15 protein-coding genes are annotated in these 15231 nt (G+C 64.4%); 3 read left to right on the forward strand and 12 right to left on the reverse strand.

Annotated elements, in window-relative coordinates:
* Positions 1–7 precede the first annotated feature (7 nt).
* The 6 genes from tuf to rlmN form a co-directional block, all read right to left on the reverse strand.
* Positions 8–1210, reverse strand: a complete 1203-nt coding sequence (gene tuf, locus ABLA28_RS02465; RefSeq protein WP_347712356.1) for an elongation factor Tu — start codon at positions 1208–1210, stop codon at positions 8–10.
* A gap of 45 nt (positions 1211–1255) precedes the next feature.
* Positions 1256–3331 carry an elongation factor G gene (fusA, locus tag ABLA28_RS02470; protein WP_347712357.1) on the reverse strand — a complete coding sequence of 692 codons (2076 nt, stop codon included), beginning with the start codon at positions 3329–3331 and terminating at the stop codon, positions 1256–1258.
* Between the two features lie 246 nt (positions 3332–3577).
* A complete protein-coding gene (rpsG, locus tag ABLA28_RS02475) occupies positions 3578–4048 on the reverse strand; it encodes a 30S ribosomal protein S7 (RefSeq protein WP_299300172.1) in 471 nt (156 codons plus the stop codon).
* 17 nt (positions 4049–4065) lie between these two features.
* Positions 4066–4443 carry a 30S ribosomal protein S12 gene (gene rpsL / locus ABLA28_RS02480; RefSeq protein ID WP_299081649.1) on the reverse strand — a complete coding sequence of 126 codons (378 nt, stop codon included), beginning with the start codon at positions 4441–4443 and terminating at the stop codon, positions 4066–4068.
* A 42-nt stretch (positions 4444–4485) separates the two neighbouring features.
* The gene (locus ABLA28_RS02485) at positions 4486–4734 is read right to left on the reverse strand and encodes a 50S ribosomal protein L7ae (RefSeq protein ID WP_299300169.1); all 249 of its coding nucleotides are present in this window, start codon (positions 4732–4734) and stop codon (positions 4486–4488) included.
* 88 nt (positions 4735–4822) lie between these two features.
* The gene (gene rlmN, locus ABLA28_RS02490) at positions 4823–5908 is read right to left on the reverse strand and encodes a 23S rRNA (adenine(2503)-C(2))-methyltransferase RlmN (RefSeq protein WP_347712358.1); all 1086 of its coding nucleotides are present in this window, start codon (positions 5906–5908) and stop codon (positions 4823–4825) included.
* Positions 5909–6302: 394 nt separating this feature from the next.
* Here rlmN and ABLA28_RS02495 point away from each other — a divergent pair, with 394 nt between their 5' ends.
* Positions 6303–7598 carry a HAMP domain-containing sensor histidine kinase gene (locus tag ABLA28_RS02495; protein WP_347712359.1) on the forward strand — a complete coding sequence of 432 codons (1296 nt, stop codon included), beginning with the start codon at positions 6303–6305 and terminating at the stop codon, positions 7596–7598.
* On the opposite strand, the gene ABLA28_RS02500 is transcribed toward ABLA28_RS02495, so the two are convergent.
* Positions 7546–8202, reverse strand: coding sequence for a DedA family protein (locus ABLA28_RS02500; RefSeq protein WP_347712365.1), 657 nt, complete (start codon positions 8200–8202; stop codon positions 7546–7548). The two genes, ABLA28_RS02495 and ABLA28_RS02500, sit on opposite strands and share 53 nt — an antisense overlap.
* Before the next feature lie 80 nt (positions 8203–8282).
* Positions 8283–9116 (reverse strand): diaminopimelate epimerase, encoded by an 834-nt coding sequence (gene dapF / locus ABLA28_RS02505; protein WP_347712360.1) that lies wholly within the window; start codon positions 9114–9116, stop codon positions 8283–8285.
* A 341-nt stretch (positions 9117–9457) separates the two neighbouring features.
* Here dapF and ABLA28_RS02510 point away from each other — a divergent pair, with 341 nt between their 5' ends.
* Together ABLA28_RS02510 and typA are read left to right on the forward strand one after the other, a co-directional pair.
* A complete protein-coding gene (locus tag ABLA28_RS02510; RefSeq protein WP_299302406.1) occupies positions 9458–9610 on the forward strand; it encodes a hypothetical protein in 153 nt (50 codons plus the stop codon).
* A gap of 198 nt (positions 9611–9808) precedes the next feature.
* Positions 9809–11668: a translational GTPase TypA gene (gene typA, locus ABLA28_RS02515; protein ID WP_347712361.1), complete on the forward strand. Its 1860-nt coding sequence runs from the start codon at positions 9809–9811 to the stop codon at positions 11666–11668.
* A gap of 211 nt (positions 11669–11879) precedes the next feature.
* Here the strand turns inward: typA and ABLA28_RS02520 are convergent, their stop codons facing one another.
* From ABLA28_RS02520 to ABLA28_RS02535, 4 genes are all read right to left on the reverse strand, one after another.
* Positions 11880–12998 (reverse strand): histidine kinase, encoded by a 1119-nt coding sequence (locus ABLA28_RS02520; protein WP_347712362.1) that lies wholly within the window; start codon positions 12996–12998, stop codon positions 11880–11882.
* Positions 12999–13143: 145 nt separating this feature from the next.
* On the reverse strand, positions 13144–13995 hold the full coding sequence (locus tag ABLA28_RS02525) for a M55 family metallopeptidase (RefSeq protein WP_299302414.1): 852 nt from the start codon (positions 13993–13995) through the stop codon (positions 13144–13146).
* Positions 13996–14143: 148 nt separating this feature from the next.
* Positions 14144–14662: a hypothetical protein gene (locus ABLA28_RS02530; protein WP_347712363.1), complete on the reverse strand. Its 519-nt coding sequence runs from the start codon at positions 14660–14662 to the stop codon at positions 14144–14146.
* The coding region (locus ABLA28_RS02535) for a hypothetical protein (protein ID WP_347712364.1) at positions 14659–15231 on the reverse strand (573 nt) is incomplete at its 5' end. The genes ABLA28_RS02530 and ABLA28_RS02535, both read right to left, overlap by 4 nt.

The raw sequence follows: 15231 nt of genomic DNA on the forward strand, positions 1-15231 counted from the left end.
CTATGCCCTACTCGAGGATTTTGGTGACGACGCCGGCGCCCACCGTATGGCCGCCCTCGCGGACCGCGAAACGAAGACCTTCCTCCATCGCGATCGGCACGATCAGATCCACCTCGAACGTCGCGTTGTCGCCCGGCATAACCATCTCCACTCCCTCGGGAAGCTTGATCCCGCCCGTAACGTCCGTCGTACGGAAGTAGAACTGCGGCTTGTACCCCGCAAAGAACGGCGTATGACGGCCGCCCTCCTCCTTCTTCAGTACGTACACCTCGCCCTTGAACTTCGTGTGCGGCGTCACGCTACCAGGCTTCGCCAACACCTGTCCGCGCTCCACCTCGTCCTTGTCCACCCCACGAAGCAGAATGCCCACGTTGTCCCCCGCTACCGCGTCGTCCAGAATCTTACGGAACATCTCGAGCGACGTCGCAACCGTCTTCTTGATGTCCGTCTTCATCCCGACAATCGCCACTTCCTCGCCCGCCTTGATGATGCCGCGCTCCACCCGGCCCGTCACAACCGTCCCGCGACCCGTGATCGTGAACACGTCCTCCACAGGCATCAGGAAAGGCTTCTCCGTCTCGCGGACAGGCTCAGGAATATAGCTGTCGCACGCATCCATCAGATCCCAGATCGGCTTGCAGATCGGGTCCTCGCGCGTCCCGTTACCCTTCTCCAACACCTCGAGCGCCGAGCCCCGGATGATCGGAATCTCGTCACCCGGAAACTCGTACTTGTTCAGAAGCTCACGAATCTCCATCTCCACAAGGTCCAGAAGCTCGGGGTCGTCAACCTGGTCCGTCTTGTTCATGAACACCACCAGCGCGGGAACGTTCACCTGGCGCGCCAGAAGCACGTGCTCGCGCGTCTGAGGCATCGGGCCGTCCGCCGCGCTCACGACCAGAATGGCCCCGTCCATCTGCGCCGCTCCCGTGATCATGTTCTTGATGTAGTCCGCGTGGCCCGGGCAGTCGATGTGCGCGTAGTGGCGCTTCTCCGTCTGATACTCCACGTGCGAGATGTTGATCGTGATCCCGCGCTCCCGCTCCTCGGGCGCCTTGTCGATCATGTCGTACGCCGTGTAGTCCGCCCACTTCTGCGTCGCAAGACACTTCGTTATCGCCGCCGTCAGCGATGTCTTCCCGTGGTCGATGTGACCGATCGTCCCGATGTTCAGGTGCGTCTTGCTTCGCTCGAACTTCTCCTTCGCCATCTCCGAATTGCCTCCTCTGAAAAAATGTAATGTATGTAAAAAAACTTATTCGGCCTTACCCTGAAGCACCTTTTCCGCGACGTCCGCGGGCGTAGGCTCGTAGTGGTCGAACTGCATCGTATAGTTGGCCCGGCCCGAGGTCTTGCTTCTGAGGTCCGTCGCGTATCCGAACATCCCTACAAGAGGCACGTAAGCCCTTATTATACGCGCGTTGGCCCTCATGTCCATCCCCTCGATGCGCCCCCTCCGGGAGGAGAGGTCGCCGATAACGTCCCCGACGTAGTCCTCCGGGGTCACGACCTCGACGGACATGATCGGTTCCATGAGGACCGGGGCCGCCTTCTTCATGGCCTCCTTGAACCCCATGGAGGCCGCGATCTTGAACGCCATCTCCGAGCTGTCCACGTCGTGATAGCTGCCGTCGACCAAGGCGATCTTGATACCGATCACCGGATACCCGCCCAGGACGCCGCTCTGAATGGCCTCCTCCAGGCCCTTCTGCACGGCGGCGACGTACTCCTTCGGGACGACGCCCCCCACGATGCGGTCCTCGAACTCGTAGCCCTTGCCCTCGGGAAGGGGCTCCATCTCGAACACCACGTGCCCGTACTGGCCGCGGCCGCCGGACTGGCGGATGTACTTGCCCTCGGCCGAGGACGAACGCTGGATGGCCTCCCTGTAGGAGACCTGGGGACGGCCGACCTTGACGTCGACTCCGAACTCCCGCTTCAGCCGATCCACGATGATCTCGAGGTGCAGCTCGCCCATGCCGGAAATGATCGTCTGCCCGCTCTCCTCGTCCGTGCGGACGCGGAAGGTCGGGTCCTCGTCGGCCAGCGCCACCAGCCCCTTGCTGAGCTTGATCTTGTCCCCCTGGGTCGCGGGCTCCACGGCGAGCGAGATGACCGGCTCGGGGAATACCAGGCTCTCCAGAACGATCGGATGAGCCTCGTCGCAGAGCGTGTCGCCCGTCTTGGTGCCCTTCAGGCTGGGGACGGCGACGATCATGCCCGCCTCCATCACATCGATGTCCTCCCGCTTGTTGGAGTGCATCCGCATGATGCGGCCGATGCGCTCCCTCTGGCCCGAGGTCGCGTTGTAAATAGCGCTTCCCTTCTCCAGCCTGCCGGAGTAGACGCGCAGGAAGATCAGCTTGCCGAGGAAGGGATCCACCGCCACCTTGAAGGCCAGGGCGGCAAAGGGCTCCTTGGGGTCGCTGTGGCGCTCCAGGACCTTCTCGGGATTGCCGGGCTCCGTCCCATGGATGGGCGGCAGGTCGATGGGGCTGGGCAGGTAGTTGACCACCGCGTCCAGCACCAGCTCCACGCCCTTGTTCTTGAAGGCCGATCCGCAGAGTACCGGCACGGCCTTGAGGGCGATCGTCGCCTCGCGCAGCACCTTCCGGATCAGCTCGGAACCGACCTCCTGCCCCTCGAGGTAGAGGGTCATCATATCGTCGCTGAAGTCGGAGAGCGCCTCAATGATGGCGTCCCGCCCCGCCTTGGCGGGCATGGCCAGCTCCGCGGGGATCGTCGTCACGCTGGGGGGCTGCCCCAGCTCGCCGCTGAACATCACGGCCTTCTGCTCGATCAGGTCCACGACCCCGGAGAAATCGTCCTCGGCCCCGATCGGCATCTGAATGGGGATGGCACAGGCCCCGAGACGCTCGCGAATCGCCGAGACCACCGCGTCGAAGTCCGCGCCGATACGGTCCATCTTGTTGACGAACGCCACGCGCGGGACATGATACTTGTCCGCCTGCCGCCAGACCGTCTCGGACTGGGGCTCCACTCCGCCCACGGCACAAAAGACGGAGACCGCCCCGTCGAGCACTCGCATGGAACGTTCCACCTCGACCGTAAAGTCCACGTGACCGGGCGTATCAATAAGATTGATGGTGTGATCCTTCCAGACGCAGGTCGTGGCCGCGGACGTGATCGTGATGCCGCGCTCGCGCTCCTGCTCCATCCAGTCCATGGTCGCAGCGCCCTCGTGGACCTCGCCGATCTTGTAGCTGCGCCCCGTATAGTACAGGATGCGCTCGCTGGTCGTCGTCTTCCCCGCGTCGATGTGGGCCGCTATTCCTATGTTTCTGAGCTTTGAAATGTCCAAAAAACGCACCTACCCAAACGCGGCACCCCGAACGCCCGGGCCGGATCCGGGATCCAGGTATCCGGACTCCGGCGATGCCCCGACATTCGGAATTCAGCCGCCAAAAATAGACGCCTCCGCAGGAGGCAAATCATTCCAAATTCCAAATCGCTCGTAGACGAGGCGGCTTTTGCGAACCGCCGCGAAGGCGTACAAAGAGGTACGTCGAGCAAGGCGAGCAAAGACAACGAAGTATACGAGTGATTTGAATTGGAATTACCAGCGATAGTGAGCGAACGCGCGATTAGCCTCCGCCATCCTGTGCGTATCCTCACGCTTCTTGATGGAGCTGCCCTCGTTCTTGTAGGCATCCATCAGCTCGCGCATCAGACGCTCCGACATCGGCATCCCCTTCTTGGAGCGGGCATAGGAGATGATCCAGCGGATCGAGAGCAGCTGCCCCCTCTCCGGGGGAACCTCGACGGGAACCTGATAGGTGGCCCCGCCCACCCGGCGCGGACGCACCTCGATCTGGGGCGCCACGTTGCTCATTGCCTTCTCGAACACGTCGAAGGGCTCCGTCCCGAGCTTCTCCGCCGCGTTGTCCAGCGCCGTGTACAGAATCCTCTCGGCGACGCTCTTCTTTCCGCCCTTCATCAGGCTGCTGATGAACTTGGCGACCGCCGGGTTTCCGAACCGGGTATCCGGAACGGTCTCCCGCTTCCTCACATGACCCTTACGAGGCATAACCTTCCCCTCCCTGGCTAACTGGCCTTCGGCTTACGCGCGCCGTACTTGGAGCGGCTGCGCTTCCGGTTTTCGACTCCGCCGCAGTCGAGCGTGCCGCGGACGATATGATACCGGACGCCGGGAAGGTCCTTGACGCGCCCTCCGCGGACGAGCACCACGGAGTGCTCCTGCAGGTTATGGCCGATGCCCGGGATGTAGGACGTGACCTCGATGCCGTTGGTCAGGCGCACGCGGGCGACCTTACGAAGGGCCGAGTTCGGCTTCTTGGGGGTCACCGTATAAACGCGGGTGCAGACCCCCCTGCGGGCAGGGTTCCCCTGCAGGGCCGGAGAGTCGCTCTTGGTTCGCTTCTCCTCGCGGCCGAAACGCACAAGCTGGTTGATGGTTGGCACAGAATCTCCTCCTCGATATGAATCGCAAAAACATCTATTAGGTCAGCGCTTCAGCAACCCCGCCGCAGCGGCTGATCTGTCTATGGCACAGGCCCGGCCCAAAATCAGTCGGGACTCGACTTGCTCCACCTCGACCCCGGCGGCCCCGGCATCCGCCAGAAGGGACTCCCCCCTCCCGGACTCCGCGTCTAGGGCGACAAAAACCTTGCGCAGCAACCCCTTGGCGAGGGCCCGCCGCACTTCCTTCTCCCCGACAACCCGCTCCGCCGCCGCAAGTTCGCTTAAAGGCACAAGGATACCTCCTGTGTTCGAGACACGCGCGATATCATAACAAAACGAAAAGGCAGATGTCAAGGAAAAACCCCAATTCCCATGCCCCTCACTTCGCCGGGCCGGGCAGGCTTCCCGCAAGCTGCCCGCAGGCCGCCATGATGTCCGCCCCGCGTTCCCGCCGCACCTCGAACTCGATCTTCAGCTCGGACAGGGCCGCGCAGAACGCCTTGATCCTCGGCTCGGGGGATCGATGCAGCTCCGGCTTCATCGGGATGGGGTTGAACGGAATCAGGTTGACGTAGGGCTCCAGGCCGTCGAGCAGCGCCGCCATCTCATAGGCGAGCTGCGGGTCGTCGTTGACCCCGTCGATCAGGGCATACTCTATCGTCACCCTCTCCCCCATCCTCTTTCTGTAAAGATGAAGGGCCTCGACCAGTTTCGACAGGGGGCAGCTCCGGTTGATCGGCATCAGGCGCGAGCGCAGCGCGTCGTTCGGAGCGTGCAGGGACACGGAGAGCCTTATGGGGATCTCGAAGTCCGCCAGGTCGACGATCCCCTGGACGACGCCCGAGGTCGATATCGTGATGTGCCGCGCCCCCAGCCCCCGCATCTTGGGATGGTTCAGCATGCGGATGCTCCCGAAGACGCTGTCGGCGTTCAGCAGGGGCTCGCCCATCCCCATGAAGACGATGTTGTTGATTCCCTGCTCGGCGCCGGCGTCCAGCCGACGCCGCTCCATCATGAGGAACTGCCCCAGGATCTCGCCCGGCGTCAGGTTCCGGGTAAAGCCCAGGGAGCCCGTGGCGCAGAACGCGCAGGCGAGCGGACAGCCCACCTGGCTCGAGATGCAGGCCGTCGTGTGGCCTCCATGATTCAGTAGGACGGACTCCACCCGCTCTCCGTCCGTCATCTGCCACAGGTACTTCCGGGTCCCGTCCCGGGACGCCTGCTCCCGGATCAGTACGGGCAGAGGCATGAGAAGGGAACCGCTCAAACGCTCCCGCAGGGACTTCGAAAGGTTGCTCATCTCATGATAGTTGAAGACCTTCCGGCCATAGATCCAGCCGCAGATCTGATCGGCGCGGAACCCCGGCTCCCCCCATTCCGCCATCCGTCCCCGCCATTCCTCGTAGGAGAGGGAGAGGGCGTCGTCGCCCCCCATCCCCTCCCTGCCGCTTTCGTGCTCCCTCATTTTGCTCCTATCCCCCCAATACAGGGAAGCGCTGATTAAAACGAAAATACATATTTTTTATTCAGGAATAAATATGCAAAACATCATATGGGAAAAACTTCCAGCGCTTCCCTCAATTTTTAACATGGGGGCTTCGCCCCCACCCCCCCACGCCGCTATCCTGATGGCGGCGGCCCCGGCAAGCTTCTTCTTCAAAACAGGCAAGCTGGGGTACCACGGGAGGGCTTCATGAATGAAATCAGCGTGTCCTTAAATGTAACCTATATTATAATGAAATAGTTTCCGCAATCACGACAAAAAACGCCAGATCCGGCACCGGGAGGTCGCAATGCCCCAATTCTTCTCAGGGAAAAACGTCGACGAAAAAAAGGTATTCCCCCTCCGGGGAAGCGGATTGAATCAGCTGCTCGCGGGACTCTGCATCCTGACGGCCGCTCTGGCCTCGTTTTACTACAGGGACATCCTCTCGGCCGGTTTCTTCCGCTCCGCGGGGCAGTGGGACGAAACGGCCTTTCTCATGGTATCCATCGTCCGAATGCTGTTCCACGTAGCTCAGAACCTGCTGCTCTTCGCGGGCTGGAACCTCATCGGCTGGGGGGCGGCCCAACGCTTCCCCCGAAACGAGGACCTGCTCGCCATCATACTCCCCGCTCTCGGACTCGCGGCCAGCTTCTACCTCCTGCCGCTGCTGTCCCCCCGGCTCTGTCCGCCGCTCCCGATCAACGCCGCCATCGTGTTTCTCCTGATGGTCCTGTTCCAGCTTCTGACGCTCCGGGTCGAGGACAGTCTGGATCGACTCGCGGCGCTGCTGCTCTGGACCCTCTCCTTTCAGAGCCTGGAACTGTTCTCCGGCTTCCCGGACTCCCTCTCCGCGCAGAATACGGCGACCCTGGGCCTGGCGGGGACCGCTTTGTTCTTCAGCTTCCTGGCCGGGGCCGTATCCTCCACCTGGCTCATCGCCCGCTACGCCGTCCGGGTCAACCTGCTGCGCCAGACCTGGGCGAAGTCGGATTTCAAGAGCACCCCGGAGGACGAAGGACTCAGGACGATCTCCATGGTCGACGTCAACCACCTGGCCCACGACCTCAAGAACCCGATCGCGGCCATCAAGGGAACCGCGCTGCTGCTTCAGAAAGGGGATTCCGCGGAGAAGGGCACCCTCATCCTCAGAGCCTCGGAATTCATGGAGAACATGGTCCGCGAGCTCCTCTCGGAGGACGAGAAGCACGCGCTCAAGGTCTCCGAGCTCTGCGACACGATCGATCGTCAAATCCGTCCTTTCCCATGGGGGAAGGACGTCGCCCTGACGCTCGATCCGGAGGCCGAAGAGGTCTCGATCCCGGCCAACAGGATGCGCCTCCTCCGCGCCGTGTTCAACGTGCTGGACAACGCATGGAGGGCCAACGAGACCGTGGGAAGCCGTGGGGTCGAGCTGTGCATACGCCGCAACGCGGGGCGCCTGGAGATCGAGGTCCTCGACAACGGCCCCGGATACGATGCGGAGCGGACGCACGCGCACAGATCCGGGTGGGGCTCGACGGGGCTGGGCCTCGCCTTCACCCGCCGCATGGTCACCCTGCACGGCGGCTCTCTTCTGATCGCCGACAGAACCGATCAGGAGCGCGGGGCCCGGGTGCTCATCTCCCTCCCGATCCCATCCGTTCCCCCGGCTCCACCGGACGCCCCCTGACGCGGACGCGCAGCCAAAGGATATAGAGGAGGACGAGGAGGAGCGCCGCCCCCGCGCAGGCCAGGGGCAGGACGTGCAGGTAGCGGACGAGCCGCTCCTGATGCTCGCCCAGCAGATAGCCGGCGAGCGTCAGGACCACCACCCACAGCCCGGCCCCAAGGGCCGTGAAGACGGTGAACAGCGTCAGGTTCATCCTCGTCACCCCCGCGGGCAGCGAGATGTACTGACGGATGACCGGCAGCAGGCGCCCCACGAGGGTGCTCACGTGCCCGTGCCGGGCGAAGAAGACCTCCGCCTTCTCCATGGACTCCGCGGACACGAAAAAGTACTTCCCATACCTCAGGAGGAAGGGCCGTCCGAACCGAACCGCCACCCAATAATTGAAGAGGGCCCCCAGGATGCTCCCGGCGATGCCCGAGGCGATCGCCGCGAGGAGGGACATCTCGCCCTTCCACGCCAGATAGCCCGCCGGCGGCAGGACCACCTCGCTAGGGAAGGGGAAGAAGGACGACTCCAGGAACATCAGGGCGACGACCCCCGGATACCCCATGCGCCCGACCGTCTCCACCAGCCATGCCGTTACCCCTCGCAGGAGCTCGACCATCGGCCCGGCAAAACAAAGGGCCAGGCCCGCACAGAGCAGCAGGACCAGGACGGCCGCCAGGGTCACCCATCCGCGCCGGCTCAAGCCCAGGCCTCCTCGAGCAGCAGCCCGGACGCCACCAGAGCCGTCCCGCCCTTGAGCCAGGCATGGACGGAACCGTTCCCCGAGGCGAAATCCAGGCGAACCGTATTGACGCCCCCGGGGTTGGTCACGCGTATGGGAGTCCATATTCCCCAGACCTCGGCCGCAGCAATGGCGACGGCGACGCACCCCGTCCCGCAGGAGTCCGTCAGGTCCTCGACGCCCCGTTCGTAGGTGACCGCACTCATCTCATCCGAAGCCGTGCGGCGGGCAAAGTTGACGTTGGCCCCCTCGGGGAAGAGCTCCGTATTCCAGCGCACCTCCCGCCCCATCTCCCGCATGGCGTCCCGCGAGTAGTCCTCGTCCGTGAGCAGGACGCAGTGGGGCACGCCGACGGTGAGGAAGACGAACGGGAACGTGACGCCCCCGGCACGGAGGCTCCACCCGAAGGTCCCCCTGGCGAGGTCGATGTTCCCCATGTCCAGCTCGACGAACGGCGGCTCGACCGTGGCCTCGACCATCCCCGCTCCCGTGGCGAAACGCATCGGGGAGGCGGCTATTCCCCGCTCGTACGCGTAGCGTGCGAGGGCCCGGGCCCCGTTCCCGCACATTGCGGCCTCGCTGCCGTCCGCGTTGAAGATCCGCATCCGAAAATCGACGCCCTCGGCCTCCCCGGCACGCTCGACGGCCATCAGGCCGTCGGCGCCCACGGAGGCGCGCCTGCGGCAGAGCGCCATGGCGGCGGAGCTCAGGTCCGAATCGGAAAGGCGTCCCTCCCGGTTATCCAGGACGATAAAGTCGTTCCCATTTCCATGTACCTTGAAAAAATCCACCAGACTCCACTCCTCCGGACGAAACAAGCATCTTTATCAACATCAACAAGCACCTTTATCTATGATACGATAGCAGGGGATGCCGTGTTGTTTTCGTATTTGAAATCGTTATTTTACCCGACCCCCGAACGGGGGGCCAGAGGAGGAAGACGGAGATGGCCCTGAAATTGAAGATCATCATGGAGTTCGGCGGCTACCGCTGCGGCTGAGGCGGCGGAAGGGGGAGCTACACCCCGGAAGAGAAGGCTTCTTTTCCTCAACAGCAAAAGACCCATCAGGCGGTCGGCCGGCTGCTGCGCGCGCTGCGCGGCCTTTATGGGGAGCGCCTCGACATCTGCGTCATGGACCCCCGCAATCCCCTAGCCCTTTTCGACATCTTCCGATACCGCGTCCGGCCGTCGCGCCCGACGTGGATTCTGGGACGCGACAAGCTCTGCGACGGCATCCCCTCCCTCGACACCCTGCAGGAGGCGATCGGAGCCCGATTGAACTGACGCTAGCGTGCCATGCGGATCCGTGTATAGCGCACGGAGAAACTTTGAGGTACAATGCTAGCGCTCAAAATTCAGGGAGACAGGCAGCGGCAGGAGGACACCCGCACTCAAGGCGATTTTGTCCCTTGCTGAGATTGAGGAAACAACCGCGGGCGGAGCCCGGCATTCGGCCCGCAGCCAGGAGGCAAGGGAAACATCATGCAGTCCGAAAAAATACGCAATCTCGCAATCGTGGCGCACATCGACCACGGCAAGACGACTCTCATCGACTCCATCTTCAGGGCGGCGCAGACCTTCAGCGAGCGCACCCAGATGGCCGAGCGGGTGATGGACTCCGGGGCGCTGGAGCGCGAGCGCGGGATCACCATCCGTTCCAAGCCCTGCACCGTGGAGTGGAAGGGCTACCTCATCAACATCATCGACACCCCGGGGCACGCCGACTTCTCCGGCGAGGTGGAGCGCATCCTCTCCACCGTGGACTCCGTGATCCTGATCGTCGACGCCAACGAGGGGCCCATGCCCCAGACGCGCTACGTGCTGAAGCATGCGCTGTCCATCGGCATGAGGCCACTGGTGTTCGTCAACAAGGTGGACCGCGACGGGGCGGACCCCGAGGGCGCCCTGAACCAGACCTTCGACCTCTTCTTCGAGCTGGGCGCGACGGACGAACAGGCGGACTTCCCCGTGCTCTACGGGTCCGGTCTCAACGGATGGGCCGTCAAGGACCTGAAGGAGACGAAGCGCGACAACATGGACGACCTCTTCCAGGCGATCATCGATCACGTCCCCGCCCCGAAGGTCTCGCTGGACAAGCCCTTCCTGATGCAGGTCAGCACCCTGGCCTGGAACGAGTACGTCGGGCGGATCGGCTGCGGCAAGATCCTGCAGGGGCGCATCCGCAAGGGGGACTCGTTCGTCCGCGTCTCCACGAAGTGGCGCTCCACGCAGCACGACGAGGGCAGCTGGGACATCACCGGGACGGAGAACGCGCGGGTCGCCCAGCTCTGGGTCACCCGCGGCCTGGAGCGCACCGAGGTGGACGAGGTCCAGGCGGGCGACATCGTCTGGCTGACCGGCCCGACGGAGATCGACATCGGCGACACCTTCGCCGCGGCGGAGCTGGCGGAGGCCCCTTTGAAGCCCCTGGCCATCGAGGAGCCGACCGTCTCCATGTTCTTCCTCGTGAACTCGGGCCCCTTCGCGGGGCGCGAGGGGCAGGCCGTGACGCTGCGCCAGCTCAAGGCGCGCCTGGAGCGGGAGATGCACGTCAACGTCTCGCTGCGCATGGAGGACCTGGGGCGCCCCGACGGGGTGAAGGTCTCGGGCCGCGGGGAGCTCCAGCTCGGCATCCTCATCGAGGAGATGCGGCGCGAGGGCATGGAGTTCTGCGTCTCCAAGCCCGAGGTCATCACGGAGACCCGGGACGGCGTGCTGATGGAGCCCTACGAACAGCTGATCATCGACGTGCCGGACGAGCATCAGGGCATCGTATTCGAGAAGCTGGCCAAGCGCAAGGGCAAGGTGAAGAACATCGAGAACCAGGCCCGGGGCCTGCTGCGCATCGAGTTCGAGATCCCGACGCGCGGCCTGATCGGCTATCGCGGCGAGTTCCTGACGGACACCCGCGGCCTGGGCATCATGTCCAACTGCTACATGGGCTACGGTCCCTGGGCGGGCGACCTGACCGCCCGCAGCCGGGGCTCGCTCGTCAGCCTGGACACGGGGGAGGCTACGGCCTACCAGCTGGAGAACCTTCAGGATCGGGGGACGCTCTTCATCTCGCCCCTCGACCCCGTCTATGCGGGGATGATCGTCGGGGAGAACAGCCGCCCGGGTGACATGCCCTGCAACCCCACGAAGAGGAAGCAGCAGACCAACCACCGCTCCGCCACCAAGGAGATGACGACCAAGCTGGACGTGCCGCGGCGCATGCCCCTGGAGAAGGCCATGGAGTGGATCGAGAACGACGAGCTGGTGGAGGTGACCCCCCAGTCCATCCGCCTGCGCAAGTCCATCCTCGACGAGCTGGAGCGCCGCAAGGCCGGACGCAAGTTCTGACGGGCAAGAATCGGGAAACGGCGAAGAAGCCGCGTATGCCCGAAGCCGCGGACGAACACGACGAAAGCCGCCTCCGGAGAAAGGTCCGGAGGCGGTTTTATCTTTTTCGATCATCGAGTGTCGGGGCGGTCCGAACAAAGCCGAAAACACGCCGAGCCCGCTTCAGGACGCGGCCGGAGAGCCCGCTCGTCTGCGTGTGCTCCGACGTTCCTCAGTCCCGGCTCAGGGGGACGGAAAACGAGACCGTGGTCCCCTTGCCGGGGGCGCTGCTGATGGAGAAGTTGCCGCCCTGCACCGTCACGCGCTCCTCCATGTTCTGCAATCCGTAGGACCCCCGCTCCCGGGCGGCCTGCTTCTCGCGCTCCACGTCGAACCCCTTTCCGTCGTCCATGACCAGGACCTTGAGCGTCTGTCTGGATTTTCCGATGGAGACGCGAATATGCTCCGCCCCGTTTCGGGCGGCGTTGACGACGGCCTGATGCAGGGTCTTGAAGATATTGCTTCGCTGGCTGACGGGGACGTCCTCCAGCTTCCCGGTCAGCTTATAGGTCACCTCGGATCCCCACATCTGGCGCACCTGTTCGGACAGACGCTTGACGGGCAGGTCGAAACCGCTCTCTATCCCCGTAGGGCTCAGCCCGAACAGGAGCGAACGCACCTCGTTGAGCCCGCTCCTCAGCTGCTCGACGGCCAGCTTCACCTCGCCCGAGGCCGCCGCCCCGTCCCCCCGGGCCAGCAGCTCCTGCGCCATCTCCAGGCTCAGCCCCGCGGCCGAGAAGGACTGGGTCGGCCCGTCGTGAAGCTCCCGGGCAAAGGAACGCGCCTCGCGCTCCGCAATCTGAAAGGCAACGGAAAGGGCCTTCTCGTTATGCATCGCCCCCTGCTCCGGCGAGAATTCCTCGGGCAGGCTGACCAGGTTCATCACCATGCGAAGACGGTTCCCCATGCTCTCGCTCCGGGTCACGAGGCGCTCGAGGCTGCGCTCCTCCCGCAGAAGGTCGTCCTTCTGCGCCGAGAGGATGCGGTAGCGCTCCTCCAGGGAGGCATGGAGCTTCATCGACTTGGACGCCCGTTCGTAAGCCTCCTTCTCCTGTTCGACGATTCCCTGCTGAGACCAGCGCAGCAGCTCCTCCCGAAGCTGTTCGTACTCCCTGAGGGTCCGGTCGATCTGAGCCGCCAGGTCTCTCAGGTCCTGCGTCAGCTCCCGGAAACGCTTTCGGGCCTGCTCCAGACGTTCGGACTCCTCGCTGCGGATCGAGTCGAGCTCGTGAAGGCTCTCCTGGATAAAATGAGCGATGCGATCCTCAAGGTCCCCTATTTTGTTCGCCATAAGACACACTCTCCGAGAGAACCCTACCGCCCCCCGCGCGAACGGCCCCGCGTTTCCCCAAGGGAGCCGCCGCATCGACGCGTACGACCGGAAGGCCCAGGCGGCAATCGTACTCCATCGAACGGAGGAACATCGGACAAAAAGATCAGGCCCCGCCCAGGCCGATGAGGACGTTCGCCCAGCGGCGCATCTCCGCCATCCCCGAGCCGCAGACCCGAAGCGTACGCCCCCCCAGGCGCTCCGCGCAGGGCAGGACGGCCGCCTGGTCGCACTGGGCGGTCGTGTGGAAGGTGATCCGCAGGTCGAAGGAGCCGTCCCCGATATCCATCCGCGGCGCCTCGTTCTTGCGCACGCGCTCGACGGCGCGCGCCGCAGCCTCGCGGAGGAGGGGAGCGCTGGCGCCCGGCGTAAGGCAATCCGCAGCGCAGCGGCCGTGGGCCGTCTTGACGCAGGCGGTCGTCACCCCATCCCCCAACAGCCCCACGGCCTCCCCGCAGGCGGCACGATCCCCCGTCACGAGCGCCACCGGCACCCCGCACCCGGCGCAGGCCGCGGCGTTCAAGCCGATCTCCCCGACCTCGACGCCGTTCAGCACAACGGAATAGACCCGCCTGCCGCTCACCGTATGGTCCAGGACGGCGCACTCCGTGCCCGCCATGGCATGATAGGCCACGAAGAATGCCGCATCGGCCCCCTCGTACCCCTCCAGCATCCCCATGACCTTGGGCCAGCCGCTCAGAAGGCGGGCCCTCGGGTTCAAGCCTCCGGCATCCAGGTTGATCATGCGGTCATGAGAGTCGTTGACGAGAATGTCATCGACCCCCGCATCGAGCAATCCGTCGACGACGGCGTTGACGTCATGGAGCTGCATCCGGCATCCAAAGGCATACTCCGGCCTCTCGCAGTCCGTCTGGTCGACGTTGACGACCCCCGTAGCCCCCTCCATATCCGCGCTGATGTACACCCTCATCCCCGCTCCACCCGTCCTTCGATTCAAGATGACGCGCCGCCTATTCTACACGAGAGACCGCCAAAGCGACAGTAAAAAACGACAGAAAAAATACATAGTTTAAAAACGTCAATCAATATGACCCGCGCTCCGGCCGCCCCGAAGACCATGACTTCCCGTCTCCGGCCGAAAGTTCTCAGGGCCACCGCTCCCTCCAGATCAGGGGATTCTCGTCCAGCACCGTCGCCGCCGTCCCGTCCGGCAGCAGGACGTCGCGGGTCACCCAAACGGTCTCGAGCTCCAGAAAGGGGAAGGGACCCGACGGCCACGCGGCCCGGATCAGAAAGCCTTTCGGACAGGAGGGAAGGGGCCGCCCCAGCGTGCCGGGGCCGGAGGGCGGCGGTTCGAGGTCGTAGACCTCGGCAATCGCTCCCTCCGGAGTTCGGTCCTCGAAGACCTTCCGGGAGTCGGGGTCGCCGGTGACGCGCTCCGGGAGCACCCGGGGCGGTCTTCCGGCGGCCAGCTGCATGCGGACCCAGCGACGGCAGACCTCGACCTGCGACGACAGGGCCACCCGTTCCTCCGAGCGCCCCATCGCCGCCGTCAAGGACTCCTGGGACCATGCGAGGCTCAGGAACATCCACGTCAGGAGCGAGCCCGCCATCAGGCAGAGGGCCACCACCCCCGCCAGGGCAAGGCCCTTGCGCCGCCTCATAAGTTTTCGGCCCTCCAGGATGCCCGGGAGACGTGCAGCTCGTGGCGCGAAAACGCCGCCCTCCATGGGGCCTCTACGGGCCACGACGGCGGCCTGGAGGCGGGCCCGAAGACGGCGGGCCCCCCCGAGGTCAGAACCCACAGGTCGAGGCATTTCAAAGACGGCCGCCACTCGAACCAGAGAGCCAGCACCCCGTCCTCCAGCGGCTGAAAGTAGGGCGGATACCACACGCTCCGCAGCTCCTGGAAGCGGAGCGTCCCGTTGATCACGCCAAAGCGCTCCCCGCGCATCAGGAACAGATCGTTCACGGGGGGAATATCGACGGGCCCCGGCACCCCGGCCGCCAGCTTCAGGGACACCTCCGTCCCCGAATGCCCCTCGAGGAAAAAAGGATACCCCGTCAAGGGCAGGGAAACCCAGCTTCTGAGGTCGCTGAAGCGTCCCACGGCCGACGCTGCGCTCCCCCAATCCCCCAGGCGGCCCGAAAGGACGGAGAACCTTGCCCCCTCCCCGGGGTCCAGGGAGACGGGGCCTCCCCCAGCGGTCCCCAACACGATGTCGGACGGAAC

Origin of the sequence: uncultured Fretibacterium sp., from assembly GCF_963544685.1 — a bacterium.
GTDB lineage: Bacteria > Synergistota > Synergistia > Synergistales > Aminobacteriaceae > CAJPSE01.